The 26,333-nt window shown below is 62.6% G+C and carries 23 protein-coding genes and 1 tRNA gene; 10 read left to right on the forward strand and 14 right to left on the reverse strand.

Features of this window, described 5'->3' with window-relative positions; translation table 11 throughout:
• Positions 1-197 precede the first annotated feature (197 nt).
• From ACIQUS_RS13600 to bglX, 4 genes are all read right to left on the reverse strand, one after another.
• On the reverse strand, positions 198-1,517 hold the full coding sequence (locus ACIQUS_RS13600) for an MFS transporter (protein ID WP_403047717.1): 1,320 nt from the start codon (positions 1,515-1,517) through the stop codon (positions 198-200).
• 172 nt (positions 1,518-1,689) lie between these two features.
• Positions 1,690-3,024, reverse strand: coding sequence for a sigma-54-dependent transcriptional regulator (locus ACIQUS_RS13605; RefSeq protein WP_403047719.1), 1,335 nt, complete (start codon positions 3,022-3,024; stop codon positions 1,690-1,692).
• Entirely contained in the window at positions 3,024-4,775 is a 1,752-nt protein-coding gene (locus ACIQUS_RS13610; RefSeq protein ID WP_403047721.1) for an ATP-binding protein, read from the reverse strand. Before ACIQUS_RS13610 ends, ACIQUS_RS13605 begins: the two co-directional genes overlap by 1 nt.
• A gap of 54 nt (positions 4,776-4,829) precedes the next feature.
• Complete coding sequence (bglX, locus tag ACIQUS_RS13615) at positions 4,830-7,121, reverse strand: beta-glucosidase BglX (protein ID WP_403047723.1); 2,292 nt, start codon at positions 7,119-7,121, stop codon at positions 4,830-4,832.
• Positions 7,122-7,305: 184 nt separating this feature from the next.
• On the opposite strand from bglX, the gene ACIQUS_RS13620 reads away from it, so the two are divergent.
• From ACIQUS_RS13620 to ACIQUS_RS13635, 4 genes are all read left to right on the forward strand, one after another.
• Positions 7,306-7,908 carry a LemA family protein gene (locus ACIQUS_RS13620; protein ID WP_403047725.1) on the forward strand — a complete coding sequence of 201 codons (603 nt, stop codon included), beginning with the start codon at positions 7,306-7,308 and terminating at the stop codon, positions 7,906-7,908.
• The gene (locus ACIQUS_RS13625) at positions 7,908-8,657 is read left to right on the forward strand and encodes a TPM domain-containing protein (RefSeq protein WP_403047727.1); all 750 of its coding nucleotides are present in this window, start codon (positions 7,908-7,910) and stop codon (positions 8,655-8,657) included. Before ACIQUS_RS13620 ends, ACIQUS_RS13625 begins: the two co-directional genes overlap by 1 nt.
• 27 nt (positions 8,658-8,684) lie before the next feature.
• Positions 8,685-9,302 (forward strand): TPM domain-containing protein, encoded by a 618-nt coding sequence (locus ACIQUS_RS13630; protein WP_403047728.1) that lies wholly within the window; start codon positions 8,685-8,687, stop codon positions 9,300-9,302.
• Positions 9,303-9,407: 105 nt separating this feature from the next.
• On the forward strand, positions 9,408-10,625 hold the full coding sequence (locus tag ACIQUS_RS13635; RefSeq protein WP_403047729.1) for a class I SAM-dependent methyltransferase: 1,218 nt from the start codon (positions 9,408-9,410) through the stop codon (positions 10,623-10,625).
• Between the two features lie 85 nt (positions 10,626-10,710).
• Here the strand turns inward: ACIQUS_RS13635 and ACIQUS_RS13640 are convergent, their stop codons facing one another.
• Together ACIQUS_RS13640 and ACIQUS_RS13645 are read right to left on the reverse strand one after the other, a co-directional pair.
• Entirely contained in the window at positions 10,711-11,598 is an 888-nt protein-coding gene (locus tag ACIQUS_RS13640) for a DMT family transporter (protein ID WP_403047731.1), read from the reverse strand.
• 90 nt (positions 11,599-11,688) lie between these two features.
• Positions 11,689-12,711: a DUF4917 family protein gene (locus ACIQUS_RS13645; RefSeq protein WP_403047733.1), complete on the reverse strand. Its 1,023-nt coding sequence runs from the start codon at positions 12,709-12,711 to the stop codon at positions 11,689-11,691.
• A gap of 108 nt (positions 12,712-12,819) precedes the next feature.
• On the opposite strand from ACIQUS_RS13645, the gene ACIQUS_RS13650 reads away from it, so the two are divergent.
• Positions 12,820-13,893, forward strand: coding sequence for a glycerophosphodiester phosphodiesterase (locus ACIQUS_RS13650; RefSeq protein ID WP_403047735.1), 1,074 nt, complete (start codon positions 12,820-12,822; stop codon positions 13,891-13,893).
• A 69-nt stretch (positions 13,894-13,962) separates the two neighbouring features.
• Complete coding sequence (locus ACIQUS_RS13655) at positions 13,963-14,604, forward strand: LysE family translocator (RefSeq protein ID WP_403047737.1); 642 nt, start codon at positions 13,963-13,965, stop codon at positions 14,602-14,604.
• Between the two features lie 21 nt (positions 14,605-14,625).
• Here the strand turns inward: ACIQUS_RS13655 and ACIQUS_RS13660 are convergent, their stop codons facing one another.
• From ACIQUS_RS13660 to ACIQUS_RS13690, 7 genes are all read right to left on the reverse strand, one after another.
• On the reverse strand, positions 14,626-14,913 hold the full coding sequence (locus ACIQUS_RS13660; RefSeq protein ID WP_403047739.1) for an addiction module antidote protein: 288 nt from the start codon (positions 14,911-14,913) through the stop codon (positions 14,626-14,628).
• Entirely contained in the window at positions 14,910-15,215 is a 306-nt protein-coding gene (locus ACIQUS_RS13665) for a type II toxin-antitoxin system RelE/ParE family toxin (protein ID WP_403047741.1), read from the reverse strand. The genes ACIQUS_RS13660 and ACIQUS_RS13665 overlap by 4 nt, the downstream gene beginning before the upstream one ends.
• Before the next feature lie 65 nt (positions 15,216-15,280).
• Entirely contained in the window at positions 15,281-16,987 is a 1,707-nt protein-coding gene (locus tag ACIQUS_RS13670) for a SulP family inorganic anion transporter (RefSeq protein WP_403047743.1), read from the reverse strand.
• Positions 16,988-17,193: 206 nt separating this feature from the next.
• Positions 17,194-17,267, reverse strand: a tRNA-Gly gene (locus ACIQUS_RS13675).
• 156 nt (positions 17,268-17,423) lie between these two features.
• Entirely contained in the window at positions 17,424-18,308 is an 885-nt protein-coding gene (locus ACIQUS_RS13680; protein ID WP_403047745.1) for an alpha/beta fold hydrolase, read from the reverse strand.
• 320 nt (positions 18,309-18,628) lie between these two features.
• On the reverse strand, positions 18,629-19,321 hold the full coding sequence (locus ACIQUS_RS13685) for a pseudouridine synthase (RefSeq protein WP_403047747.1): 693 nt from the start codon (positions 19,319-19,321) through the stop codon (positions 18,629-18,631).
• A 27-nt stretch (positions 19,322-19,348) separates the two neighbouring features.
• Positions 19,349-19,570, reverse strand: a complete 222-nt coding sequence (locus ACIQUS_RS13690; protein ID WP_403047749.1) for a cysteine-rich CWC family protein — start codon at positions 19,568-19,570, stop codon at positions 19,349-19,351.
• 227 nt (positions 19,571-19,797) lie between these two features.
• Here ACIQUS_RS13690 and ACIQUS_RS13695 point away from each other — a divergent pair, with 227 nt between their 5' ends.
• Entirely contained in the window at positions 19,798-20,175 is a 378-nt protein-coding gene (locus ACIQUS_RS13695; protein WP_403047751.1) for a hypothetical protein, read from the forward strand.
• Positions 20,176-20,182: 7 nt separating this feature from the next.
• Here the strand turns inward: ACIQUS_RS13695 and ACIQUS_RS13700 are convergent, their stop codons facing one another.
• Positions 20,183-21,292, reverse strand: coding sequence for an enoyl-CoA hydratase/isomerase family protein (locus ACIQUS_RS13700; protein WP_403047753.1), 1,110 nt, complete (start codon positions 21,290-21,292; stop codon positions 20,183-20,185).
• A gap of 126 nt (positions 21,293-21,418) precedes the next feature.
• On the opposite strand from ACIQUS_RS13700, the gene ung reads away from it, so the two are divergent.
• From ung to ACIQUS_RS13715, 3 genes are all read left to right on the forward strand, one after another.
• Positions 21,419-22,111 (forward strand): uracil-DNA glycosylase, encoded by a 693-nt coding sequence (gene ung / locus ACIQUS_RS13705; RefSeq protein WP_403047755.1) that lies wholly within the window; start codon positions 21,419-21,421, stop codon positions 22,109-22,111.
• An 87-nt stretch (positions 22,112-22,198) separates the two neighbouring features.
• On the forward strand, positions 22,199-24,127 hold the full coding sequence (locus ACIQUS_RS13710; RefSeq protein WP_403047757.1) for a hypothetical protein: 1,929 nt from the start codon (positions 22,199-22,201) through the stop codon (positions 24,125-24,127).
• A 127-nt stretch (positions 24,128-24,254) separates the two neighbouring features.
• The gene (locus ACIQUS_RS13715; RefSeq protein ID WP_403047759.1) at positions 24,255-26,207 is read left to right on the forward strand and encodes a hypothetical protein; all 1,953 of its coding nucleotides are present in this window, start codon (positions 24,255-24,257) and stop codon (positions 26,205-26,207) included.
• The last annotated feature ends 126 nt before the right edge of the window (positions 26,208-26,333 follow it).

Genomic DNA, 26,333 nt, shown 5'->3' on the forward strand with positions numbered 1-26,333 from the left:
AAATTCGCGTATAAAAATCGAATTAATCGATGCTTTAGGCAGCTGCCATGGCCTCATCACGGGGCGTGTGGGAGCTGGCGTAGCCTGCGATCTATCGATGGGAGCAGCATGCAGGCGGGCGATTAATCGCGCGTTAAGCAAGAAAAAAAGGGGCGTCCATTGCTGGACGCCCCTTTTTTGTTGACCCAGGCCTTGCCTCAGTCAGTAGTGATCCGCGAGTGCGTGCGGGTGTCCTTCATGAACACGTACACCAGCAGCGAGCAGGCGATACAAGCGGTCACGTACCAGTAGAAACCGGATTCCATGCCGTTGCTCTTGAACCACAGCGCGACGTACTCGGCGGTGCCGCCGAAGATCGACACGGTCAGTGCGTAGGGCAGGCCGACGCCCAGGGCGCGGATTTCGGTCGGGAACAGTTCGGCTTTGACCACGGCATTGATCGAGGTGTAGCCGCTGACGATGATCAGCGCCGCCATGATCAGGAAGAAGGCGCCCCACCAGGTCTGGATGGTGTGCAGGGTGGTCAGGATCGGCACGGTGCACAGGGTGCCCAGGACGCCGAAGGCGATCAGGATCGGACGGCGGCCGATTTTATCGGAAAGGCTACCGATGATCGGCTGCAGGCACATGAACAGGAACAGGGTCGCCGCCGAGATGGTGGTCGAGTCGCTGATGCTCATGCCGACGGTGTTCACCAGGTACTTCTGCATGTAGGTGGTGTAGGTGTAGAAGGCCAGGGTACCGCCCATGGTCAGGCCGACCACGGTTGCCAGTTCCTTGGGATGGCGCATCAGGGTGCGCATCAGGCTTTCCTTGGACTTTTCCTTCTTGGTGAAGGAGGCGGTTTCTTCCATGCCACGACGCAGGTACAGGGCCACGACCGCACACAGGGCGCCGATCACGAAGGGTACGCGCCAGCCCCAGGCATACAGCTGCTCGGTGGTCAGGGTCTGCTGGAGGATGATCAGGACCGCCAGGGCGATGAGCTGGCCGGAGATCAGGGTCACGTACTGGAAGCTGGAGAAGAAGCCGCGACGGTCCTTGGTCGCCATCTCGCTGAGGTAGGTGGCCGAGGTGCCATATTCGCCACCCACCGACAGGCCCTGCATCAGTCGGGCAATGACCAGCAGGATCGGGGCGGCAACGCCGATGGTTTCATAGCCAGGGGTCAGGGCGATGACCAGCGAGCCTGCGCACATCAGCAGAACCGAGGCCATCAGTGCGGCCTTGCGGCCCTTGCGGTCTGCGTACAGGCCCATCAGCCAGCCACCGATCGGACGCATCAGGAAGCCCACGGCGAAAATGGCAGCCGTGTTCAGCAGTTGTGCGGTGGTGTCGCCAGCGGGGAAGAATGCCTTGGCGAAGTACAGGGAAAACGCGGCGTAAACATACCAGTCGTACCATTCGACCATGTTGCCGATCGAACCGCTGAAAATCGACTTGAGCCGGCTTCGGGTGGTTTTTTCCGCGGCTGGCGCAATGGCCGCCCCGGCGGGCAGGGTGGTGGAGTTATCCATCGAAGGGACCTTCATAGTTGTTTTTGTGGAGCGCGCCGAAACGCAGCCTGCCAGGGCTATAGCAGGAGCCGTGCCAGGAGCGGAGGGCCCGGTCTAGAGGGGTTTTCTTGAGTGGATGAGCGGAAATCCGCCTATCGATCAGGTGTCGATAGGCGGATTCTTGCTTATGGGGTCAGTCCGCCCCGAGGAAGTCTTCGCGCTGCAGGCCGTGGCGCTGCATCTTTTCATTGAGGGTGCGACGGGGGATCTGCAGCTCTTCCATGACGGCCTTGATCTCACCCTTGTGCCGGCCTAGGGCGGCGCGCAGGCATTGGGCCTCGAAGGCCTCCTGCTGGGCGGCGAGCGACTGCCCGGGCTCGACCTCGGCAGTGGCAGGCTCGCCCAGGCCAAGGGCATGGCGCTCGGCGGCGTTGGCCAGTTCGCGGACGTTGCCGGGCCAGTCGTGGCTGAGCAGGCGTCCCAGCTGCGCACCGCTGAGCGGCGGGGCGCTGCGGCCGACGCGCTCGGCGGCCTGGCGGGCGAAATGTTCGAACAGCAGGGGGATGTCTTCGCGCCGATCGCGCAGGGGCGCCAGGCGCAGTTCGGCGACATTCAGGCGATAGGCCAGGTCTTCGCGAAAGCGGCCGGCGCGGGCCTCTTCCAGCAAGTCAGGTTTGGTCGCGGCGATGATGCGCAAGTCCACCGCGATGCTCTGGTTGGCGCCCAGGCGTTCCAGCTTCTGCTCCTGCAGCACGCGCAGCAGCTTGGCCTGCTGGGCCAGGGGCATGCTCTCGATTTCATCGAGGAACACCGTGCCGCCGTTGGCGTATTCCAGCTTGCCGATGCGCTTGCCCTGGGCCCCGGTGAAGGCGCCGCTCTCGTGGCCGAACAACTCGGCCTCAAACAGCGTCTCTGGAATCGCGGCGCAGTTGAGGGCAACGAACGACTTGCCTGCGCGCGGGCCGAATTCGTGCAGGCAGCGCGCGACCTGTTCCTTGCCGCTGCCGGTTTCGCCGCGAATCAGGACGTTGACCGGCAGGCTGGCCAGGTCCAGCACTTGCCTGCGCAGCTGCTGCATGCCCTGGGACATGCCCAGCAGGTTCAGTTCCAGGCGCGCCTTGAGGTCGGCCTGCTCATGCAGGCGACGGTTCTCCAGGACCAGCTGGCGCTTTTCCAGGGCACGACGCAGGCTGCCCAGCAGGCTTTGCGGGCTGAACGGTTTTTCGAGAAAGTCGTAGGCGCCGTTGCGCATGGCCTCTACCGCCATGGGCACATCGCCGTGGCCGGTCAACAGGATCACCGGCAGGTCGGCATCGCGTGCCTGCAAGTGCGACAGCAACTGCAGGCCGTCCATGCCGGGCATGCGCACATCGCTGAGGATCACCCCGGGAAAATGGCCGGGCAACTGCGCCAGACATTCCTCGGCGCGGCTGAACAGCTGCACATCGAAGCCGGACAGGCTCAGCCATTGCTCGACCGCGGTGCGGATGCTGGCTTCATCATCGACGACCATTACCGAATTCAACATCAGGGCTCCGGGTCACAGGGCAGGGTAAGACTGAAACGGGCGCCGCCTGGCTGGTTGTCGACCGCAAGGCGTCCGCCGGCTTCGTGAATGATGCCATAGGATATCGCCAGCCCCAGCCCCAGGCCTTCACCGACCGGTTTGGTGGTGAAGAACGGGTCGAAGACGCTACCCAGGTGTTCGGCAGCAATACCACCGCCGCTGTCGAGCACGCTCAGGCGCCACTGTTCGGCTTCGATTTCGATGCGGATTTCCAGGCGTTTGAACACTTTCCCGGCCATGGCATCCAGGGCGTTGCGCAACAGGTTGATGAGTACCTGTTCCAGGCGGATGGCATCGCCGCGCACCCAGGCCGGACGGGCCAGGTACAGGGCGACGTCCACCTGCTCGGCGCGAATCCGCGCATCGAGCAGTTGCAGTGCCTGATCGACCACGGTGGCCAGGTCCAGGCGTTCGCGCAGGCCGCTGGGGCTGTTGCGGGCGAAAGTCTTGAGGTGGCCGGTGAGTGCCGCCATGCGGGTCAGCATCTGCTCCAGCGGCTCCAGGGCCTTGCGCGCGTCATCGTAGCGCTGGTTGTCGAGCAGCAGGCGCAGGGTCGCCAGTTGCATGCGCTGGGTGGTCAACGGTTGGTTGATCTCGTGGGCCAGAGCCGCCGACATCTGCCCCAGGGCGGCAAGCTTGGCCGATTGCACCAGGCCTTCCTGGGCGGTGCGCAGGTCGCGGGTGCGGGCCTCGACCAGGCGCTCCAGTTCCTGACGGCTGCGCTGGCGCAGGCGGGCCAGGCGCACGCGCTGGCTGATGAACAGCAGGGCGAACACCAGGCTCAGCCACACCGCCGCCGCAGCCAGGGCGGCATTGCGGCCGTCGTCTCTGACCTGCGGCTTGCGCAGCAGGTGCAGGGTCCAGCCTTCGGCTTCCAGCGGCAGGCTTTCCCACAGGTAGTCGGTGCTGCCCTCGGGCCCCTGCACACGCATCAGGTGGCTGTTGTCATCGAAGCGGTTGAGCACCTGGTGTTGCAGCGGTACCAGCGGTTGCTTGTCGTACTGGCGGGTGGCGGCCAGCTCGGCGCGGTCGGCGCTGCTCAGCGGCTTGAGTTCGCGGTAGCGCCAGCCCTCCTGGTTGGCGATGAAGATGATCCCGCGGGCGTCGCTGACCAGCAGGATATCGCTGCCCTGGCGCCATTCGCGCTCAAGTTCCGGAAACTCCAGCTTGACCACCATGGCGCCGAGGAAGCGGCCGTGTTCGTCCAGTACCGCGCTGGAGAGAAAGTAGCCTGGCACGCCGCTGGTCACGCCCACGGCATAGAAGCGTCCGCTACCCTGGCTGCGGGTCTGCTTGAAGTAGGGGCGAAAGCCGTAGTTGGAGCCGACATAGGTGCTGGGCAGGCGCCAGTTGCTGGCGGCCACGGCAAGGCCGGTGCGGTCGAGCAGTTCCAGGGTCGAGGAATTGGCCGCGCCGTTGATGCGTTCGAGCTTGCGGTTCAGGGCATCCTGGACCGGGCCGTTGACCGGGCCGCGCAGGGCGCTGACCAGTTCCGGGTCCAGGGCCAGTACGGCGGGCAGGGCGCGGTAGCGCTCGATCAGGGTGTGCAGCGAGTTGGCGTACAGGTCCAGTTGCTGGCTGGCGCGACCGGCGTCTTCGACCATCGCCTGGCGCTGGGCATGGTGCATGGCCCAACCGGCGCTGAACAGCGTGCCGGCAAGAATGAAGAAAACGATCAGCCCCAGGCGCAGGGCGCGAAAGGAAAAAGGCATGGTGCGGGTCCCGGCAAAGGGGGGAGGCCTCCTGGCCTCCCCTTGAAGCATGGCTTACAGCAGTTCGAAACGCTGTTGCTGCACCGCCTGGGAGTCCAGCCCGACCTGGACATTGAACTCGCCCGGCTGGGCTGCCCATTGCAGCTGGTTATTGTAGAACTTCAGGTCATCTTCGCTGATCTGGAAGCGCACGGTGCGTTCTTCGCCGGCCTTGAGCATGACCTTCTGGAAGTTCTTCAACTCCTTCACCGGCCGGCTCATGGACGCGGCGATGTCCTGCAGGTACAGCTGCACCACGGTCTCGCCGTCACGCTTGCCGGTGTTCTTCACGCGCACGCTGGCCTCGAGGGTCTGGCCCTTTTTCAGGGTCTTGCTCGACAGGGTCAGCGGCGACAGGCTGAAGTCGCTGTAGCTCAGGCCGTAACCGAAGGGGTAGAGCGGGCCGTTGGGCTCCTCGAAGTACTGCGAGGTGTAGTTGCCTGGCTTGCCCGGGGTGAAGGGGCGACCGATGCTCAGGTGGTTGTAGTACATCGGGATCTGCCCGACCGAACGCGGGAAGGTGATCGCCAGCTTGCCCGACGGGTTGTAGTCGCCGAACAGCACGTCGGCAATGGCATTGCCGCCTTCGGTACCGCTGAACCAGGTTTCCAGGATGGCATCGGCCTGCTCGCGCTCCCAGGTCAGCGACAGCGGCCGGCCGTTCATCAGCACCAGCACCAGCGGCTTGCCGGTGGCTTTCAGGGCCTTGATCAGCTCGCGCTGGGCGGCCGGGATCTCCAGGGTGGTGCGGCTGGAAGACTCGTGGGACATGCCACGGGACTCGCCGACCACGGCCACCACCACATCGGACTGGCGGGCGGCCTTGACTGCTTCGTCGATCAGCACGGCGGCCGGGCGCGGGTCATCGACGATTTCCGGGGCATCGAAGTTGAGGAAGTTCAGGTAATCGAGGATCGCCTTGTCGTGGGTGACGTTGGAGCCCTTGGCGTAGATCACCTTGGCCTTGTCGCCCAGGGCCTGGCGCATGCCTTCGCGCACGGTGACCGACTGGCGCGGACGACCCGCGGCGGCCCAGCTGCCCATCATGTCGATCGGTGCATCGGCCAGCGGGCCGACCAGGGCGATGGTGCCGGCTTTTTTCAGCGGCAGGGTCTGCTCGCGGTTCTCCAGCAGCACCAGGCTGCGGCGTGCCACGTCACGGGCTTCGGCGCGGTGCAGGCGGCTGTCGGCATAGGTGTCGGCCGGATCTTCGCTGGCCTTGCCGATACGGCGGTACGGGTCGGCGAACAGGCCCATGTCGTACTTGGCGCCGAGCACTTCGCGCACGGCATTGTCGATGTCGGCCTGGTCGACCTTGCCGGCCTTGAGCAGGCTGGCCAGTTCTTCACCGTACAGCGAGTCGTTCATGCTCAGGTCGATACCGGCCTTGATCGCCAGCTGCGCCGCTTCGCGGCCATCGCGGGCCACGCCATGACGGACCAACTCGCCGATCGCTCCGTGATCGCTCACGGTCACACCCTTGAAGCCCCACTCCTTGCGCAGCAGGTCGTTCATCAGCCAGGTGTTGGACGTGGCCGGTACGCCGTTGATCGAGTTCAGGGCGACCATCACGCCACCGGCGCCGGCATCGATGGCGGCGCGGTAGGGCGGCAGGTAGTCGTTGAACATCTTGCTCGGGCTCATGTCGACGGTGTTGTAGTCGCGACCGCCTTCCACTGCGCCGTACAGGGCAAAGTGCTTGACGCTGGCCATCAGGCTGGTGGCCTCGGCCGGGCTCTTGCCCTGGAAGGACTCGACCATGACCCTGGAAATGCGCGAGACCAGGTAGGTGTCTTCGCCGAAGCCTTCACTGGTACGACCCCAGCGCGGGTCGCGGGCGATATCGACCATCGGTGCGAAGGTCATGTCGATGCCGTCGGCGGCCGCTTCCAGCGCGGAAATCCGGCCGACGGTGGCGATGGCGTCCATGTCCCAGCTGGCGGCCAGGCCCAGGCTGATCGGGAAAATGGTGCGGTGGCCGTGGATCACGTCGTAGGCGAAGAACATCGGGATCTTCAGGCGGCTTTGGCCTGCCGCATCCTGCATCGGACGGTTTTCGGCGCGGGTGATCGAGTTGAAGGTACCGCCGATGCGGCCGGCGGCGATTTCCTTGCGGATCATTTCCCGGGGCATTTCCGGGCCGATGCTGATCAGGCGCAACTGGCCGATCTTCTCGTCCAGGGTCATCTGTTGCAGCAGGTCGGCGATGAACGCCTGTTTGTCCTTCAGCGGGGCGGCGGGGGTGTCGGCAAGCGCCGATTGACTGGCCAGGCTGACAAGAAGGCCCAGCAAACACAGCTTGTTCATTAAGTTCAGTTCTCAGGGCGCTCGGCAGTGTTCACGGTGATACTGCCCGGCCGAAATTGGGGAAGCGGCTATTGTTGTAGTTTGCTGGGGCATCTTTTAGCCGATTGGGCTGTCACGATCCAGCGACGGTGGCGAATTATGCCTCATCTACAGTGATTTACGCTGACCAAGGAGCGCGGCAACTATGCAGGTAATCCAGTTCAAGGGCGTGCGGCTGTGGTTGTTGCTGATGGTGGGCAGCCTGCTGGCCGGCTGCGGCATCAACAACATTCCCAACTACGACGAACAGGTCAAGGCCGCCTGGGCCCAGGTGCAGAACCAGTACCAGCGCCGCGCCGACCTGATTCCCAACCTGGTGGAAACCGTCAAAGGCTATGCCAAACAGGAACAGGAAACCCTGACCGCGGTCATCGAAGCGCGCGCCAAGGCCACCTCGATCCAGGTCGATGCCAGCACCCTGGACGATCCGCAGAAACTGCAGCAGTTCCAGCAGGCCCAGTCGCAACTGACCGGGGCGCTGAGCCGGTTGATGGTGGTCTCCGAGCGCTACCCGGACCTGAAATCGAACCAGAACTTCCTCGCCCTGCAGTCGCAGCTCGAAGGTACCGAGAACCGCATTGCCGTGGCTCGCAAGGATTTCATTGCCGCCGTGCAGCGCTACAACACCGAGATCCGTACCTTCCCCGGGCGTCTGTGGCACAGCCTGATGTACAGCAGCCTGCCGCTGCGGGAGAACTTCGAGGCCACGGCCGGTGATGCTGAAAAAGCCCCTGAAGTGAAGTTCTGATGCGCCTGGTCCACCTGGCACTGTTACTGGCGCTGCTGATCGTCACGCCGCTGCGGGCCGAGCCAAGCTTCCCGGCCCTGACCGGTCGGGTGGTGGACAACGCCGGCTTGCTCGACGACGGCAGCCGCAGCCAGCTCGAGCGCATGCTCGGCGCCCATGAGCAGGCGACCGGCGAACAGGTCGTGGTGGTGACCCTGGCGGATCTGCAGGGGCTGCCCATCGAAGACTTCGGTTTCCAGCTCGGACGCCACTGGGGCATCGGCCAGAAGGGCAAGGACAACGGCGCACTGCTGATCGTCGCACCGCGTGAGCGCAAGTTGCGTATCGAGGTGGGCTATGGGCTCGAAGAGCGCCTCACCGACGCCCAGGCTTCGGTGATCATCAATGGCATCATCACCCCGGCCTTTCGCCGTGGCGAGTTCAGCCTGGGCATCGTCCAGGGCACGGCGGCGATCCTCCAGGTGCTGGGCGGCAATCCGCTGGCCGAGCCGTCGCGGGCCGCGGGTAGTCAGTCGGATGAAGGCGCGCCGGTCTGGGCCGTGGGCTTGTTCGTCCTGCTCATCATCCTGGTGTTCGCCGGGCAGTCCATGGGCCTGGGGGGTGGTGGGCGAGGTGGCAGGGGCGGGATGGGCGGCTTTGGCGGTGGCTATGGCGGCTTCGGTGGCGGTGGTGGTGGATTCGGTGGCGGTGGTGGATTTGGCGGCGGTGGCGGCGGCTTCGGTGGTGGTGGGGCATCGGGTGGCTGGTAGAACGACAATCAAAGAGAAGCACAGTGCATGACTTTGCTCAGCGAATACGAACAACGCCAGGTGGCTGAGGCCATCGCCACGGTCGAGCGCCATACCGATGCCGAACTGGTCACGGTACTGGCCCGCCGCGCCGACGATTACGCTTATATCCCCTTGCTCTGGGCCAGCTTGCTGGCCCTGCTGGTGCCCGGCATGGTCCATTACCTGGGCGGCTGGCTGAGCGTCGACAGCCTGTTGATTGCACAGTGGCTGACGTTCATTGCCCTGAGCCTGCTGTTTCGCATTCCGCGCCTGACCACGCGCCTGATCCCGCGTGCGGTGCGCCACTGGCGTGCCTCCAACCTGGCCCGGCGGCAGTTTCTCGAACAGAACCTGCACCATACGGTCGGCGCTACCGGCGTGCTGATTTTTGTCAGCGAGGCCGAACGGTATGTGGAAATCCTCGTCGATGAGGGCATTTCCCGGCACCTGGATAACCACGTGTGGGACGACATCGTCCAGCGCTTCACCGAGCAGGTGCGCCAGGGCCAGACCCTGCAGGGTTTCATCGGTTGCATCGAGGCCTGTGGCCGGTTGCTCAGCCAGCACGTCCCCCCGACCCATGAGCGCAACGAACTGCCCAACCGCCTGGTGGTGCTGCCGTGAGCGGGGAGCGCTGATCGACAAAAGCTGGGCGCGGGGCAGTCATCCACGTAAAATGCCGGCATTGCGCCCAGCCGCTCCCTTCGCAACCCGAGGCACCCACTCCCGATGTCCGATACCCTTACCGCCCAGGCCGCGCCGGATGCCCGTGCGCAGTTTTTGAGCCTGCTCGCCACCAGCCTGCAACAGAATGCCCTGATCAAGCTGGTGCTGGCGCGCCATGTCGGCAGCGAAGAGGCCTTGCAGCGGATTATCGCCAAGCCGCTGACGGTCAAGGGCCAACCCAGCCTGTCGCTGGTCTACCGCTACCAGACCCGCGATATCACCCGTAACCTGCCCAACGACCAAGCCCTGACCCTGGTGGCCGAGTTGCTGCCGGGCTCGTTTCGCAATGCCCACCTGCTGAGCCTGAGTGACGAAGCGCAGCTGGAGTTCACCAAGAAAGGCAAGCCGATGTTGCATCGCAATGCCGTGAAGCAGGTGCTTGAAGCGTCGGCGGGCGAGCATGACCGGGAGAAAAAGCGCTACCTGGAGCTGAGCCGGCCGTTCCTTCACGACCTGGGCGTGACCGACAAGCAGCAGGCACTGATTCCTGCCATGTCGCGCAAGTGGAAGCAGATCAACAAGTTCATCGAGGTGTTCTCCCACGCCCTCAGCACGGCACCGCTGGCGGCCGATCAGCCGGTGCGGGTGGCCGACTTCGGTTCGGGCAAGGGCTACCTGACCTTCGCCATCCACGATTACCTGCGCAACACCTTGCAGCGCGAGGCCCAGGTGACGGGCGTCGAACTGCGCAAGGACATGGTCGAGCTGTGCAATGCCGCCGCCGGGCGCCTGGAGCATCCGGGGCTGGTGTTCGAATGTGGCGACGTGCGCAGCGTGGTGCCCAGCGCCATCGACGTGATGATCGCCCTGCATGCGTGCGATATCGCCACCGACTATGCGATTCATACCGGCATTCGCTGCGGCGCGGCGATCATCATGTGCTCACCGTGCTGCCACAAGCAGATTCGCCCGCAGATGCACAGCCCGGGCCTGCTCAAGCCGATGCTGCAGTATGGGCTGCACCTGGGCCAGCAGGCCGAGATGCTCACTGACAGCTTGCGCGCGCTGTACCTGGAGGCCTGTGGCTACGAGACCAAGGTGTTCGAGTTCATTTCGCTGGAACACACCAACAAGAACAAGATGATCCTGGCGGTCAAGCGCCAGGCGCCGCAAGATTCGGCGGCGCTGCTGGAGAAGATCCGGCAGTTGAAAGAGTTCTACGGGGTCAGGGAGCATTGCCTGGAGACCTTGCTCACCGCTGACGGCTTGATCGCGGCCTGAACGCGAGCGCTTCGCGCTCGATCGCAGGCTGGCGCCAGCTCCCACAGGATGTGACCTGCCGTGTGGGAGCGGGCAGCGCCCGCGATCAGGCCCGCACAGGCGCCGGATGCACCCGTGTCTTGCGCCCCAGCACCACCGTGCCGATCACCCCTGCAGCAAACACCCAGGTAATCGGCTCGACCTGCTCGCCAAAGAACAGCGCGGAAAAGGCGATGGTGAAGAAAATCTGCAGCAACTGAATCTGGCTGACCCGGGCAATTCCACCCAGGGCCAGGCCGGCGTACCAGGCAAAGAAACCGATGAACTGCGAGAACAGCGACACATAGCCAAAGGCCCACCAGGCTTTGGCGCTGACCGGCCCCTGGTGCTGCAGGGCCAGGTAGGCGACCGGCACGATCAACAACGGGCTGGCCAGCACCAGCGCCCAGCAGATCACCTGCCAGCCCCCCATCTCCCGGGCCAGGCGTCCGCCTTCGGCATAGCCCAGGCCGCCGACGGCAATGGCCGCCAGCATCAACAGATCGCCGGCCTGGATCTGCCCGGCCCCCATGATCATTGCGTACGCCAGCACCAGCGCACTGCCCAGGGCCGCGCAGGCCCAGAAGGCCCTGGACGGTCGTTCATGGGACAGCCAGGCGGCATAGAAGGCCACGCACAAAGGTTGCAGGCCATTGACCAGGGCTCCATGGGAGGCGGGCACGGTCTGCATGGCCCAGGCCGAGAACACCGGGAAACCGAGGATCACCCCCAAGGCCACCAGGCTCAGGCCCTTGATTTGTTGCCAGGTCGGCCATTTCTCGCGGCGCCATAGCAACAGGGCCGCTGCCGGGATTGCCGCCAGCAGGGCGCGGCCCAGGCCATTGAGCAAGGGATGCAATTCCTGCACGACGATCCGGGTCATGGGCAGGGTCAGGCTGAAAATGATGACACCGAGAAGGCCGAGGGCCATCCCGGTGTTTTCGCGGCTGGACATGGCAAAAACCTGAGGGGACTGGTCCTGTCATTGAGCCACAGCCGCTGGGGATGATCTTGTAACAGTTGCTAACAAGTTCAGCCGTACAGTTCAGCGCCGCTTGCGCACCTGCACCGGTACAGGGACCTCCAGGTCGGGGGCGCCCAGTGGATGGCTGCTGGCGTCGAAGAAGTACAACGGCAGTTCCGGCAGGTCGGCAAAGCGCTGGCTGTAGTGCTGCTTCTGGCTGATGATCGAGGCATCACCCAGGGGGCGGATGGCAATGGCCAGGTGCGCCGGCCGAGCCTGCTTGATGGCCTGCAGCAGGTGCCGGTCGCTGCTGTCCAGGTGCTGGCCGAACAGGCACAGGCCGCCTTGGTGCGCCGCCAGTTCACCCAGGCACCAGCTCAGGTAGTCGGAGCTGCGGATGGCCTTGAGTTTGTCGTCGCTGCTGCTTTCGTTGACGAACAGCGGCACATCGCCGGGGGTGTTGACCGCAAAGCCATCGAGCAGCTGGCTGCCATGGGCGCTGCGTTGACGGGTACTGCCGTCCTGCTGCTTGAGCAGGTGCAGGCCACCGTGCAGGTAGAGCAGGCGGGTGCCGGGGTTGCGCGTGTGGCGGATATCGAAGTCGCCTTCTTCATCGAACAATACCTGAAAGCCATCCGGCGCCTGGCTGACGGCCCAGTGGCAGAGCAGGTCGTAGTTGCTCGAATACACGCTGCGGTAGGTGCGCAGTTCGTTGTTGATCCGCTGCAGGGTGTCGCTCGACACCAGGCGCCAGGGGATGTGCACGCTGCGCACGGCATGGATCAGCGCTTCCTTGATCGCGTAGTAGCGATTGAGCGGTGCCGACGAGCTGATCGCCAGCGCGGCATTGATCCGCACCGTGGTGTTCAGGGCGCTGAGCACCGGTTCGAACAGTTCGCTGCCCAGGGACTTGAACAGGGCCTGGTCGGTCAGGCTCAGGGGCTTGTGGCGCACTCGCTGGGCTTCTTCGAACAACGAGAAGTAGGCAAAGGGGCGCCACAGTGCGCGACTGGCGCCATTGCCCAGGAACAATCCACTGCTGGGGTGGGCGGCATTCAGGTCCGGCCAGCGGTGCAGGCTGGTGTCGAGGTCGGCGTGGGGCATGGGCGTCTCTTGGCTGGGGCTTTCGAACGGCGCGACTTTAGCATGCAACCGAGTTGTCATCAGTGTGGGCGACTATGCTGGATTCGCGATCAATGACGAGGACGCCCGATGCTGGCGAAAGGAATTCACCGTCTATGTGGCCTGGCGCTGCTGACCCTGGCCGGGCTGGTCGAGGCTGGGGAGGGGCGTGAACTGGCGGCGCAGCAAGGCATTGCGTACCCGGCAGTGATTGCCCACCGAGGCGCTTCCTATGATGCTCCGGAGTCCACCGCACCGGCCTATCTGTTGGCTCGCGACCTGGGTGCCGACTACCTTGAGCTCGACCTGCAGCGCACCCGCGATGGCGTGCTGGTGGCGGTGCATGACGACAACCTGCAACGCACCAGCGATGTGGCCCGGCGCTTTCCCGAACGCAAGAGCAGCCCGGTCAGTGCCTTCACCCTGGCCGAACTCAAGTCGCTGGATGCCGGTAGCTGGTTCAACCAGGCCTACCCTGAACGGGCACGGGCGACTTTCGCGAACCTTGGGATCCTCACCCTGGATGAGGTCATGGACATCGCCGAAGGCAACCCAGAGCGACGTCCCGGGCTGTACATAGAAACCAAGGTGCCCAGCCTGTTCCCCGGTATCGAAGCGGACCTCAAGGCCCGCCTGCACGCCCGGGGCTGGCTCGACACACCCGGGCGGGTGGTGCTGCAGAGCTTCGATCGCAACAGCCTGGCACTGCTGCACAAAGAGATGCCGCAAGTGCCCAAGGTGCTGCTGTTGTGGCTGGGCAAGGGCAGCATCGAGCCCGCTTCGGCGCAGACTTTCGCCGAGTCGGGCGAGCGTGACAAGGCGGCGTTCTACGCCCGCCAGCAACCGAAGAGCCGCGCCGAGTTCGCACGCTGGCTCGACTACGCCAGGGCCGCAGGCGCCATCGGCACCGGGCCGTCGGCGGCGCTGACGGCGGGCGGGGCACAGAGCTATGCCGACCTGGTGCAGCCCTGGATGAACCGCATGAGCCATGACAAGGGCTTGCTGGTGCACGTGTACACCGTCGATGAAAAGGTGGATTTCGACAAGGTCATGGCGGCCGGGGTCGATGGCATCTTCACCAATCGCAGCGGGCCGTTGCTGCGCTATTTCGCTCGCCCCCCGGCGCTTGGCGAGGCGCAGATCCTCAAGGCGCACGACTATTGAGGCATTGGCCTGGAGCGGGTGGCTGCCGTAGACTCCGGCCTTTGCGCAATCGCCCAGGACCTGCTTTCCATGACTTTTTCGCTGCTGCTGGCCGTGATGGCTTCCGGTTTTATCTATGGCATCACCCCGGGACCGGGCGTACTGGCGGTGCTGGGTATCGGTGCGGCCCGTGGACGGCGTGCCGGTGCCGGGTTCCTCTGTGGCCATCTGCTGGGCGATGTGATTTGGTGCAGTACGGCGCTGGTGGCGATTGTCGGCGCACGGCAGATCGGCAACTCGGTGTTCGACATCCTCGGCCTGCTCAGCGGCCTGTACCTGTTCTGGCTGGGCCTGCGCGCCCTGCGCAGCAAGCCGGGTAACGGTGATGGCGAGCAGGGACCGGTGCGCAAGCCGTTCTGGCACGGCATCGTCTTCGGCCTGACCAACCCCAAGGCCTACCCGGTGGCCGTGGCCACCTTCACCGCCTTGCTCTCCAGCCGCGCCGAGTCGCTGGACTGGTCGATGCTGCCGATGCTGATCGCCCTGAGCTTCGTCGGTGGCCTGCTGGCCTACGCGATCCTGGTCGCCGTGGTCGGCGCCCGCCAGGTGCGTACCCTGTACACCCGCTATGAACTGTGGATCACCCGGGCCTGCGGGGTGATGTTCATCGGTTTTGCCATCAACGCGCTGATGCACGCCTTGCCGGGGTTGATGCCGCGTTCCGAGGGCTGATGCGGCCTGAAGGTCTTCGCATCAAACGCTGGCGTGCAACTTCAGGCCCAACGCCCTGATGACTTTGAGTATGGTTCCGAACTCCGGGTTGCCTTCACCTGACAGCGCCCGGTAAAGGCTCTCCCGGGATAAGCCGGTATCGCGGGCAACCTGGGTCATGCCCCTTGCGCGGGCGATGGTGCCCAGCGCCTTGGCGATAAATGCCGGGTCATCCCCGGCCTCCTCGATGCAGGCATCCAGATAATCGGCCATGTCTTGCTCGCTCTTGAGAAAGTCGGCGGAGTCCCAGGTTTTGAACTGTTCGTTCATGGCGTCTGTTCCTTCCAGGCATCGGCAATCAGCCTGGCATGTTTGATGTCTCGGTTCTGACTACGCTTGTCACCCCCGCACAGCAGCACAATCAGACGCCCTTGGTAGGGCATGAAGTACAAGCGGTAGCCGGGGCCGTAATCAATGCGCGCCTCGCTCAGGCCGTCTCCGACGGATTTGACATCGCCCAGGTTTCCATTGGCCATACGATCGATGCGAACCAGTATGCGTGCTCGGGCTCTGCTGTCGCTCAGTTGCGACAACCAGTTGGAGAATGTCGAGCTACGCAGGATTTCGATCATTTCCCGATCGTAGCTCATGGGCTACAGTAGCCCAATTCGAAAGTCACTTCAATTTGTTGCGCCGATCAGCCGATACTCGTCGCACCTTCCCGGCGACTGCGATTACGCCACAACCGATACGCCCTGATCCCCGACCGTACCGAGCCGAACAGCAGCCCGTTCTCCATTTCCCGCGCGATCCCCGAGCGCACCAGCATGCGCAGGAAGCGCCCCCGCGCCCGGGCGATGCCGAAGTGGATGCCCCGCGCCTTGAGGGTGTCGCGCACCTCGCGCAGGGCGGCAATGCCGCTGACATCGATGGAGGTGACCGCCTCGGCATCGAACAGAACGGCCCGTGGTTCGGCCTCGCCCTGCACCGCTTCGAGCAGGCGCATCTTGAAGTAGTCGGCATTGAAGAACAGGATCGCGTCATCGAAGCGATACACCACCAGCCCCTTTACCGTGCGGGCGTCCTTGTAGCGATGGATATCCACCTGGCCTTCGATGCCCGGCACCCAGCCGAGCACCGCGTCGGTGGGTTGGTAGATGCTGTACAGCAGGCGCAGGATGGCCAGGGTCACGGCGATGAGGATGCCCGGCAGCACGCCGACGCCCAGCACCCCCACGGTGGTCAGCACGCACAGCCAGAACTCGAAGCGGCTGAGTTTGTAGATCTTTCCCAGCGACTTCACATCGATCAGGCCCCAGCCGGCCATCAGCAGCACCGCGCCCAGGGCGGCCTGGGGAATCCAGGCCATGGGCGCGGTGAAGAACAGCAGGATCAGGGCGATCACCAGGGCGGCGATGATGCCCACCAGCTGGCTCTTGCCGCCAACCATGTCGTTGACCGCGGTACGCGAGTCGGCGCCGCTGATGGCAAAGCCCTGGGACACCCCGGCGGCGATGTTGGTGACGCCCAGGGCCAGGAACTCGTGGTTGGCATTGATCGCATAGCCGTGGCGGGCGGCGAAGCTGCGGGCAGTGAGCATGGCGCTGCAGAAACTGACCGTGGCGATACCCAGGGCGTCGCGCATCAGGCTTTTCATTTCCGCGAGGTTGGTTTGCGGCCAGGCCAGCTCTGGAATGCCGGCGGGCACCGGCCCGAGGATGGCCACGCCGAAGCGGTCCAGGCCGAACAGCGCCACCACCAGGGTCGCCAGCATCACCGTGACCAATGCTGCCGGCAGGCGCGCAAAGCGGCGCGGTAGCCAGATCAGCAGGGCCAACCCGGCCAGGCCGATGCTCAGGGTCACCCAGTGGATTTCATTCAGGCGCTGGGCAAAATTGATCAAGCTCAGGATAAAACCGTCGCCCTCGATACGAAATCCGACCACCTTGCCCAACTGCCCGGCCAGCAGGCTCAGGCCGATGCCGTTGAGGTAGCCGATCAGGATCGGTCGCGAGAAAAAGCTGGCAATGAACCCGGCCCGCGCCACGCCGGCGCCGATCAGCATCAGCCCCACCAGCACCGTGATGATCACCGACAACTGCGCCAGCCGCTGCGGGTCACCCAGTGCCAGCGGGGCAATGGCGCCGGCGACCATGGCGCAGGTCGCGGCATCGGGGCCGACCATCAACTGTCGCGAACTGCCGACCAGGGCGTAGACCATCATCGGCAGGATGCAGGCGTACAGCCCGTACTGAGGCGGCAAGCCGACGATCTGCGCATAGGCGATGGCAATCGGAATCTGGATGGCGGCCACGGACAAACCGGCCTGCAGGTCGGCATGAAACCACTCGCGGCGGTAATGCAGCAGGTTGGCCAGGCCCGGGAGCCAGCGGGAGAGCGACATGAACGGGTCCTTTCAATCGTTTGCGATGCCGCGCGAGGTGCGCGATAGGCTCATTAAAGCGCAACCGGTCATTCCTGACAGGGCGTCAGATCAAAAGACAGCGTCATTGAGCCCGGGAAAACGGGGAGGGCAGGGATGCAATCGGAAAGTGGATGTTGCGAGGGCGGTCAGCCGGTGTTTCAGGTGAACTGAAACCTTGGGGAAGCTGGAGCGGGTGAAGGGAATCGAACCCTCGTTATCAGCTTGGGAAGCTGGAGTAATGCCATTATACGACACCCGCTTGCAGGCCTGACGTTGTACCAGAAGCATGCTGCGATTTGAAGCCCGGTCTTGAAAAAATCACAGGTTCAATGGCCGGTAGCGCGAGGTCCTGCGTCTTCCTTCTGCCCATGCGGGCCGCTGATGCAGGAGGCTGCGCTACCGCCAGCCAGAGCGCTCAGATTGCCAGTGCATGATGCTCCTGGGCGTACTGATACCGGGGGCGCGATTCCCGTACAGCCGGCTTGAGGAAGCTCAACAGGGCCTCGCGGGTCTCGTTGCAGGCGGCCTTGTGTTCCATGTCGAGGAAGTGGCCGGCGGCGCGGATCTCGCTGAAGTGGCTGTTGCGCACATGCTGGCTGAACTGCCGGGCGTCATCGATGGTGGTGTACTCGTCCCACTCGCCATTGACGAACAGCACCGGAATGTCGATCACCCGGGCCGAGCGCAGGGCATTGTCCAGGTCGTGGTCGAGCACCTGGTTGATGTGGAAGTGCATCTGCGCGTACTCGTGGTTGTCCAGGCTGCTGACATGCCGGTAGTTGAAGCGCTTGAACAGCGACGGCAGGTGCTTGCCGATGGTGTCGTTGACCAGGTTGCCGACCTGGTAACGGTCACAGGCGCTCAGGTACTGGCAGCCGCGTTCGAGGTAGTCGCGCATCGGCTCGTTGATGATCGGCGAGAACGAGCTGACCACCGCCTTTTCGATGCGCCGCGGCTTGTGCGCCAGCGCCATCAGGGTGCAGGCGCCGCCCCAGGAGAACGACATCACGTGGTCGGCGCCGAAGTGGTCGATCAGCTCCAGCAGGATCTGCCCTTCGGTCTCCTTGGTCAGCAAGCGCTCGTGGTGGTTGTGCGCCTTGGACTTGCCGGCATAGGGCTGATCGTAGAGCACCACGTTGAACTGCGGATGCAGGTTGCGCACCGTCTGGGCAAAGGACGCTGTCGTGGCCAACGAGCCATTGATCAGGATGATCGTCTTCTCAGCCGCATCTGCGCGATAGAACTCCGTGTAAACCCGATACTGACCTTGTATATCAAGCACAGCAATTTCTGGCCTCATGTCGTCGACTCCTGGCGCAAAAAGGGTGTTCGCACATGCAAGGATGCGCGTTCTTTATGACAGGTAGGCATACGCCTTGAAGAGAAGCTGAGGGCCCTTGCCGATCCGGTGTCGCTGGTCGACGGGTATTGTTCTAGGTGGGCAAATTCGCCGGACTCCGGGGCTTCGAGGCACAGGTAGCCGGCAAAAAGGTGTCTTGGACTACGGGCGTGACCATTGAGTCACATGCAGACCGACGATTCGATTCAAGCAGGCACTGAAGTATCCCGCAAGTGCCTTTGGGGAATTTGACGAAATCTTTCTGCCGGGCGGTCGTGGCTTCAGATCGCCAGGATTTCCTCGGGGTAGAGCGCGCGGTACTCGCCCGGGCGCAGGTTCGGGTCCAGTTGCAGCGGGCCCATGCGCTCGCGATGCAGGCGCAGCACCTTGTTGTCGAAGTGGCCGAACATGCGCTTGACCTGGTGGTAACGGCCTTCGACGATGCTCAGGCGGGCGCTGCGCGGGCCGAGCAGGGTGAGTTCGGCGGGCAGGGTGGTGAGGTCTTCGAAGGCGAAGTAGAAGCCCTGGTGGAACTTGTCGATATAGTGTTCGCCGATCTCTTGCTCGGTTTCGACGTAGTAGACCTTGGGCAGTTTGGTCTGTGGCTGGGTCAGGCGTCGCGACCACAGGCCGTCGTTGGTCAGCAGCATCAGCCCGGTGGTGTTGAAGTCCAGACGCCCGGCGATGTGCAAATCGTGCGTGTCAGGCTCGTCGATCAGTTCGAGGACGGTACGGTGCTGTGGGTCCTGGGTGGCGCTGACGCAGCCCTGGGGTTTGTGCAGCATCAGGTAGCGCAGCGCTCGCCCGGCCTGCAGCACGTGCTCATCCACCTCGATGCGGCTGAACTCGCGCACCTCCAGGCGTGGATCGCTGACGCAGTTGCCATCCACGCGCACACGCCGTTGCACCAACAGCAGGCGCACGTGCTGACGGCTGAAGCTGGGCAGGTTGCTGAGAAATCGGTCGAGACGCATACAGTGCCAAACGCAGGGCGTGCCAGTTTAACCGCTGGGGGTGGACCTGGCTGCCTGCAATTGCGCCTCGACCCTGGCGCAGCGCGGGCACAGGCAGGCTTTGTCACGCAGCTCGGCGGGCAATGCTTGGAGGACCTCGGGGGCGATGCTCACGCCGTAGCACCAGCAGGCCTGGGTCGCCGTATGCGGGTCGGCAAGGCTGCAGCTGTTGCTGGCGCCACAGGCGGGGCAGCGGCGGGAGTCAATCATGGGCGCGGTCATTCATGGGGGGCTCGATTGTGCAGGGTATCCTCAGCTGGCAGGCAGCTCAAGCTGCTGCGGGTGGCCAGGCGTTAGGGGTGCGGCCTTGTATCAAATTATTGCAGCAATGGCACTGGAGCCGTTTTCGCCAGTCTTATCTTGTGTCGATGAACGCTTGCCGATCGACGCCGACCAGCGCCGCTGGAACGGGCAGTTTCGCGGTCCAGGAGGCCGCCATGTATCGCCGACTTATGCTGATGGTAGTGCTGAGTTTGTTGACAACTGCTTGTGTCCCCTACGGAGGTAACGGTTACTACCGCACTGAGGTCTATAGCGCCGAAGGCTACGGTTATCCAGGTTATTACCGCTCACCCTATTCCTACAATCGCGGCTACTACGTCGTGCCGCAGCCGCGCTACTACGCGCCACCGCCGCATTACTACCGTCCTGCGCCTCACGGCTATTACCGTCCTGCGCCCCACGGCCATTACCGGGCAACGCCGCACAACTATTACAAGCCCTATCCAGGGCGCGGCTATGACCGGTATCGGCACGGCCCGCAACGCTACGACCGTCACCGTAGCGGTTGGCCGGATCGCAACTGGCGCCGTTGAGAAGGCATCAAGCAAGGTCGGCCAATGGATGACGGCCCTCCCAGGCCTTGCTGAAGTGCGCGTCGACCACCGCCGCTGGCACGTGGGCGATATCCGGCCAGTGCCAGCGCGGTTTCTGGTCTTTGTCGATCAGCCGCGCGCGCACCCCTTCGCTGAACTCCGGATGCCGGCAGCAATTGAGGCTCATGGTGTATTCCATCTGGAACACCTGGGCGAGTGACAGGTGGCGGGCGCGCTGGATCTGCTGCCAGACCAGATGGGCGGTCAAGGGGCAACCGTTGAGCATGGTTTGCGCAGCCTTGGCCAATAGCGGATCGGCGTGGTTGCGCAGTTGACCAATGGCGCGCCAGGCACAGACCGGGTCGGCGACATCGAGCAGGGCATCGATCTGCTTGCGCCTTGGCAGCCACTGGGCTTCTGGCCACTGAGCCCGGGTGCCAAGCTGCTGGGCCCTGAGCAGGCTGTTGAGCTGCAGGTCGGTCTGCTCCTGCCAGTTCAGTTGCAGCAGATCGTCGAGCAACTCCTGCTGCTGGTTTTCTCCAAGCAAACGGTCAGCCAGGCCCAGGTCCAGGGCATCGGTTGCATTGATCGGTGCGCCGGTCATACCGAGGAACACGCCGAGCTTGCCCGGCAGGCGGGACAAGAACCAACTGCCGCCGACATCCGGGTATAGGCCAATGCTGATTTCCGGCATGGCCAGGCGGCTGCTCGGGGTCAGCACGCGGATACTGGCACCTTGCAACAGCCCCATGCCACCGCCCAGCACATGACCATGCCCCCAGCAGATCAGTGGTTTGGGGTAGGTGTGCAAGCGATAATCAAGACGATACTCCGCGGCAAAAAAATGGGCCGCCAGTGGCGGTACCTGGCCTGGGTGGTCGCGGCAGGCCTGGGCCAGGCTACGTACTTCGCCACCGGCACAGAAGGCCTTGGCACCGTTGCCGCGCAGCAACACGCAGACGATTTCCGGGTCATTGGCCCAGGCCTTGAGCTGTTCGTCGAGTACTTCGATCATGGGCAGCGACAAGGCATTGAGTGTTTGCGGCGCATTGAGGGTGGCGACGCCGATGCGGGCGCCGTCGACGCCGGTGAGTGCTTCGCACAGTACAGCAGCCATGGGAGACCTCGTGGTTGATCCGCTCAAGTATGGTCGCTGCTGGCGATTTCGGCGGTCGCCGGTCGGATCGATTGACAAGCGCAAGCGGCTTTCCTAGTGTCGCGCCATTGTTTTACGGACCTGACCATGACTGACGACGATCGCATCAAACTTGAACCCAGCTGGAAGGAAGCCCTTCGCGCCGAATTCGACCAGCCCTACATGCGTCAGCTGCGCGAATTCCTGCGCCAGGAGTACGCCGCCGGCAAGGAAATCTACCCGCCCGGGCCGCTGATCTTCAATGCGCTCAATTCCACGCCGCTGGACCAGGTCAAGGTGGTGATCCTCGGCCAGGACCCGTACCACGGCCCGGGCCAGGCCCATGGCCTGTGCTTCTCGGTGCAGCCGGGGGTGGCGACGCCGCCGTCGCTGGTGAATATTTACAAGGAGTTGCAGCGCGACCTCAATATCGAGATCCCCACGCACGGCTGCCTGCAGTCCTGGGCCGAGCAGGGCGTCTTGCTGCTCAACACCACCATGACCGTCGAGCGCGCCAACGCCGCATCCCATGCCAAAAAAGGCTGGGAGTCCTTCACCGACCGCATCATCGAGGTGGTCAGCGAACACCAGCCCAACAGCGTGTTCCTGCTCTGGGGCGCCCATGCCCAGAGCAAGCAGAAACTGATCGATGCCACCAAGCACCTGGTGCTCAAGTCGGTGCACCCATCGCCTTTGTCGGCCTACCGGGGCTTTCTTGGTTGCGGGCATTTCAGCCAGGCCAACCGTTTTCTCGAGCAGCGTGGGCTGAGTCCGATCGACTGGCGTTTGCCACCGGTTTGAGGGTGGGGACCTAGCATTTTTGTCAGTTTCGAGCCGTCATCATTAGGTATTTAATCCCCCTGACTCTTCGCCACCGGAGCAGGGCACATGACCTCCGACAAGCCACTTACCAGCGAGCTTGACGACGCGTCCATCTTGAGGATGGATGCGCCTGAAATCCCCGATGCCTTGCCGCTGCTGGTGGGCGAGACAGGCTTGCATATCCACCGTAAGGAGCGGCGCAAGCCGTTAGCGGTTCGGATCGAGAAGGTCTGGCCGGCTCACTTGGTGCCTATGGTCACCAAGGTGGAACTGATGTGGGACAGGGAGCCGGTAGGGATGGCCACAGAGCTGCCAGCGTTTCTCAATCCGGAGGATCACTTTCCCTTGACGCTGATGCTGCCGGTGGAGTGCATGGGGGATGCTGGTAGCTATCGCTTGAACTACCGCGTAACAACATTTAATCCGGAAACATCTGCACCGTTGTCGGTCAGGCTTGACAGTGAAGCCCCCAACGAAGGCGGCTCTCCCGGCAGACTTAATTTCCCCAGCCCTATCGACACAACCGGGATCACTGAAGAGTATCTGCAAAACAACGATAATCAGGTCCTGGCGACGATCAATCCATGGCCGGATATTTGGCTCGAGGACCGGGTGTATTACTTCTGGGACCTCGATCTGCGTAACGGCTTGCCACGTGTTGAAGACGCCGACGGTCATGTCGAAATCACCGATACCAGTCTGGACCCGGTGGTTGTGCCGTTTTCCGAAGCTTTCCTACGCACCCGTAGGAATGGGTTGCACACCGTTTACTATGCTCTCCAAGATCGATCGGGTAATTCGGGCCCTTTGTCAGTGCAAACGTCGGTGACCGTTGCGCTGGAGGTCTTGCCTGACTTGCCGTTACCCAAGGTCCCTCTGGCCGAGGATGAGCTGATTGACCTTGAGGATGCAGTAACAGGCGTGACAGTGGAGGTACCACTGATCGAAGGTGCGCAACCAGGCGACGTCTTGCAAGCCAATTGGAATGGTGAACCCCTTGCGTCCTATGAGCTGACAGACCCCCTGCAATGGCCTGTACCTGTGGACGTGCCGTGGACGGTGTTGAGTAAGGATGCCTTGTACGAGCGGCAGTTGGTAAGGGTCTACTACCAGTGGACGCGGACGGGAGTTTTTGAGCGTCAATCGGGTTCGATTTTTGTCGACGTTGACCTTACCGTCGCAGGCCCTGTGCAGCCTGAGTTCCCCGCGTTGGAAAACCCGCTGCTGGTACCGTTGCCGGTGGTCAAGGGCAAGCAGGGCGACAATCAGCTTGGCGACCCCGATTTCGAGCTGAATGCGCTGGTAGAGCTGGAGTTGCCCGAGCGGATGAACGCTGGCGACCGGCTGGAGCTGTTCTGGGGGCGCCACCCGCAAGCGGTGGATTTCCACGTGGTGCAGACGGATGAGTCGGCCGGGACCCTTGTCAGGTTTCATGTGCCTTGGTCGATTATCCTCGAACAAGGTAACCACCCCGCCTTACCCATGTATTACCGCACCTTCAATGGAGTGAACTATCAGCGTTCCCGGGCCGTTGAGGTGCTGGTCGACATCAGTCGCTTGGCGGTATTGGCCTGGCCGGAGTTTCCCGATGCCGATCGCTGGGGCTGGATCAAGTGCAACAGCCCGCAAGCCCCGTCGCTTGGGGTCAGAATTCGAGTGCCGGGGGATGAACTGCAATTGCAGGAAGGGGATCGCTGCGAGGTCATCTGGCAGGGTTGCCGTAACAACAACGGTTCGGACTTCATTACAACCACTTTCCAGGTTATTGCGCGTCCAGCGCCACTAGACCCCGTTGAAGCTGAAGAGGGGTTTATTGAGTTGCAAGGTTCATTCGATCCCTTTATTCGCGATCCTGCGGCATTGAACGGTTCGGCAAGGGTGTATTACCGGATACGCCGGGACAATGGTCACTTGTTGTATTCGAAAGTCAATTTTGTACGCTTGTCGATTGTCTATCCGGGAACAGGGTATCTGTGCCTTGGTGCAGATACCTGATGTCTTTGGCGGCAAAGTAGTAACACTGAACGTTGTAACTTAAATGGTGTTTGGCTGACGCTTGTTTGGCATGCGCAGGTGGCCGATGCAGCGTTTTTATTGCGATTATCAACACAGGAATCGGATTATGACTACGTTCGAATATGCACCCAAGCGGCTACTGAAGATGAGTCAAAAAAAACCGCGTTCGCCTTCGCTACGCACTTTACCACCCTTGATTGTGACAAATGCGCTGGACGAACTTGATCCCAAGCAGCCCAACCTGTTGCCTGTGGACGCTTTGGGAGCTGAACTGCAAATTGCTCACTTTGCAGGGACGGGGTTCGAAGGGGCCGGAGCGATCAGTTTGTATCTACTTCCTGATACCGGCAAGCCGATCCATGCAGAACCCATTACATGGCCACCTGTTGCTGCCGAGTTTCCGTTGGAGTTCAGGGTCAGCCTGAACGACTTGGGTGGTCATGGCGCCAAACATCTCAGATATATCGCTACTAACGCAGCGGGAAACAATGCAGGGTCAGGAGAGTTACTTATCAGTGTTGATCGGCTTGCTCCCAACAACGGCATAAATCCCCTTCCACTGATCCTACCGGATGACCTGGCAGGCGGAGTGATAACCCCCAGTTACCTGGAAGCGCATGGCGGGGTGACTTTTACAATTCCTGAGTACCTTGATCGTGCGCCGGGTGACAATTTTGAGGTGTTCTGGAAGAGTTCGCCCCGCCCGATCAGTATAGGTCCTATCGGCGGATTCCCCTTGACCTTTACCCTGGAGGCCGAAGTCATCGAGGGCTTTGGCGAAGGTTTTGGCGAATTGACCTATGTACTCTATGACTATGCCGGTAACGCCGCAAGTCGGGACTTCACACGTACCCCGATTCATGTATTGCTCCGTGACCCACCCGACGACCTGAAACTACCGCATATCCCCCAGGCCAGTGGTGAGGGCGATGAAGACGATATCATCGATTTGAATGAAGCCCGCGGCGGGGCAATTGTCTTGATCGACGAGTATAAAAATGCTCAGGCCGGTGACGGTATTGTTGTGAAGCTCGGCAACAAGGAGGTTGACAGTACCGTACTGAGCATCGGCTACAGCTTCCCGATCGAGCTTGAGCTGCCCTACACCGATCTTATGAAGCACACGGATGCTCCCTTGTACAGGGAGAATGTCAGTTACTACGTGGCTCGCCATTTCGAAACAGCCTCTCTCCCTGTTGCAGTGGATTTCGACCTGCGTGTGGTGGGGCCTGATCCGGACCCGGAAAACCCTTCGCCCATCAATGATAAGCTTGAACGTGCAACGCTGATTCCACCCGTGTCACCCGTAAACAACAAGCTTACACTCGAGGATGCTGGGGAACCTGCAATTATTCGAGTTCAGCTCTATGAGGGCGCGACCACAGATGATTTCTTGCGGGTCTACTACAATGGCCACCTTGTGCCAGATTCCGAGCGCCAACCAACGGAGGAAGAACTTGCAGCTAGCGTTATGGACTTCGAATTGCCCTGGGATGTTATCAGTGACGCCGGCAATGGCACCCGCGATGTGTTTTACGAGCTGTCTGACGGCAACTGGGATGGCGCTCATCAACGATCACCCGCACAACCTGTCGATGTTTCAGCCATTGCGCTGTTAACGTTGGCTCCGCCGCAAGTGATCAGCAAAGTTACTCCTGGGGGGTTTATCAACTGTGATTCGGAGCCTTGGAAGGGCATTCGCGTACTTTTGCTGGATGCCGCCAACGTTCGAGAGGGTGATTATTACGAATTGCACTGGCACATGAATGAAATTGTTGATTGGAGTAACCCAGTAGAGGAACTAGTCGAAACAACCAAAGAAACATTTACCGGGCACTTCACTGCCGCTCAGGTGAGGTCAGGCGTTACGATACCGGTTCCCTGGGAGCCGAACATCTACCCTGTAGTGGATGGGTATGTGGTGATGACCTGGAAAACGCTGCGTGGAAACACGCCGGAGGATTCTGAGCAGATTGGGCAATCCGCCGAAAAGAAAGTGCCGTTTTCCAGGCGTACACCTAGTGGCTGCATCTGTGATGAGAATACGTCTTGCGTTTGAAACTCGCTTGAGAATGCTATGAGCTGATCAAGGGGGGGGGGGGGGGGGGGGGGGGGGGGGGGGGGGGGGGGGGGGGGGGGGGGGGGGGGGGGGGGGGGGGGGGGGGGGGGGGGGGGGGGGGGGGGG

This window comes from Pseudomonas sp. NPDC090755, from assembly GCF_044769005.1.
GTDB lineage: Bacteria > Pseudomonadota > Gammaproteobacteria > Pseudomonadales > Pseudomonadaceae > Aquipseudomonas.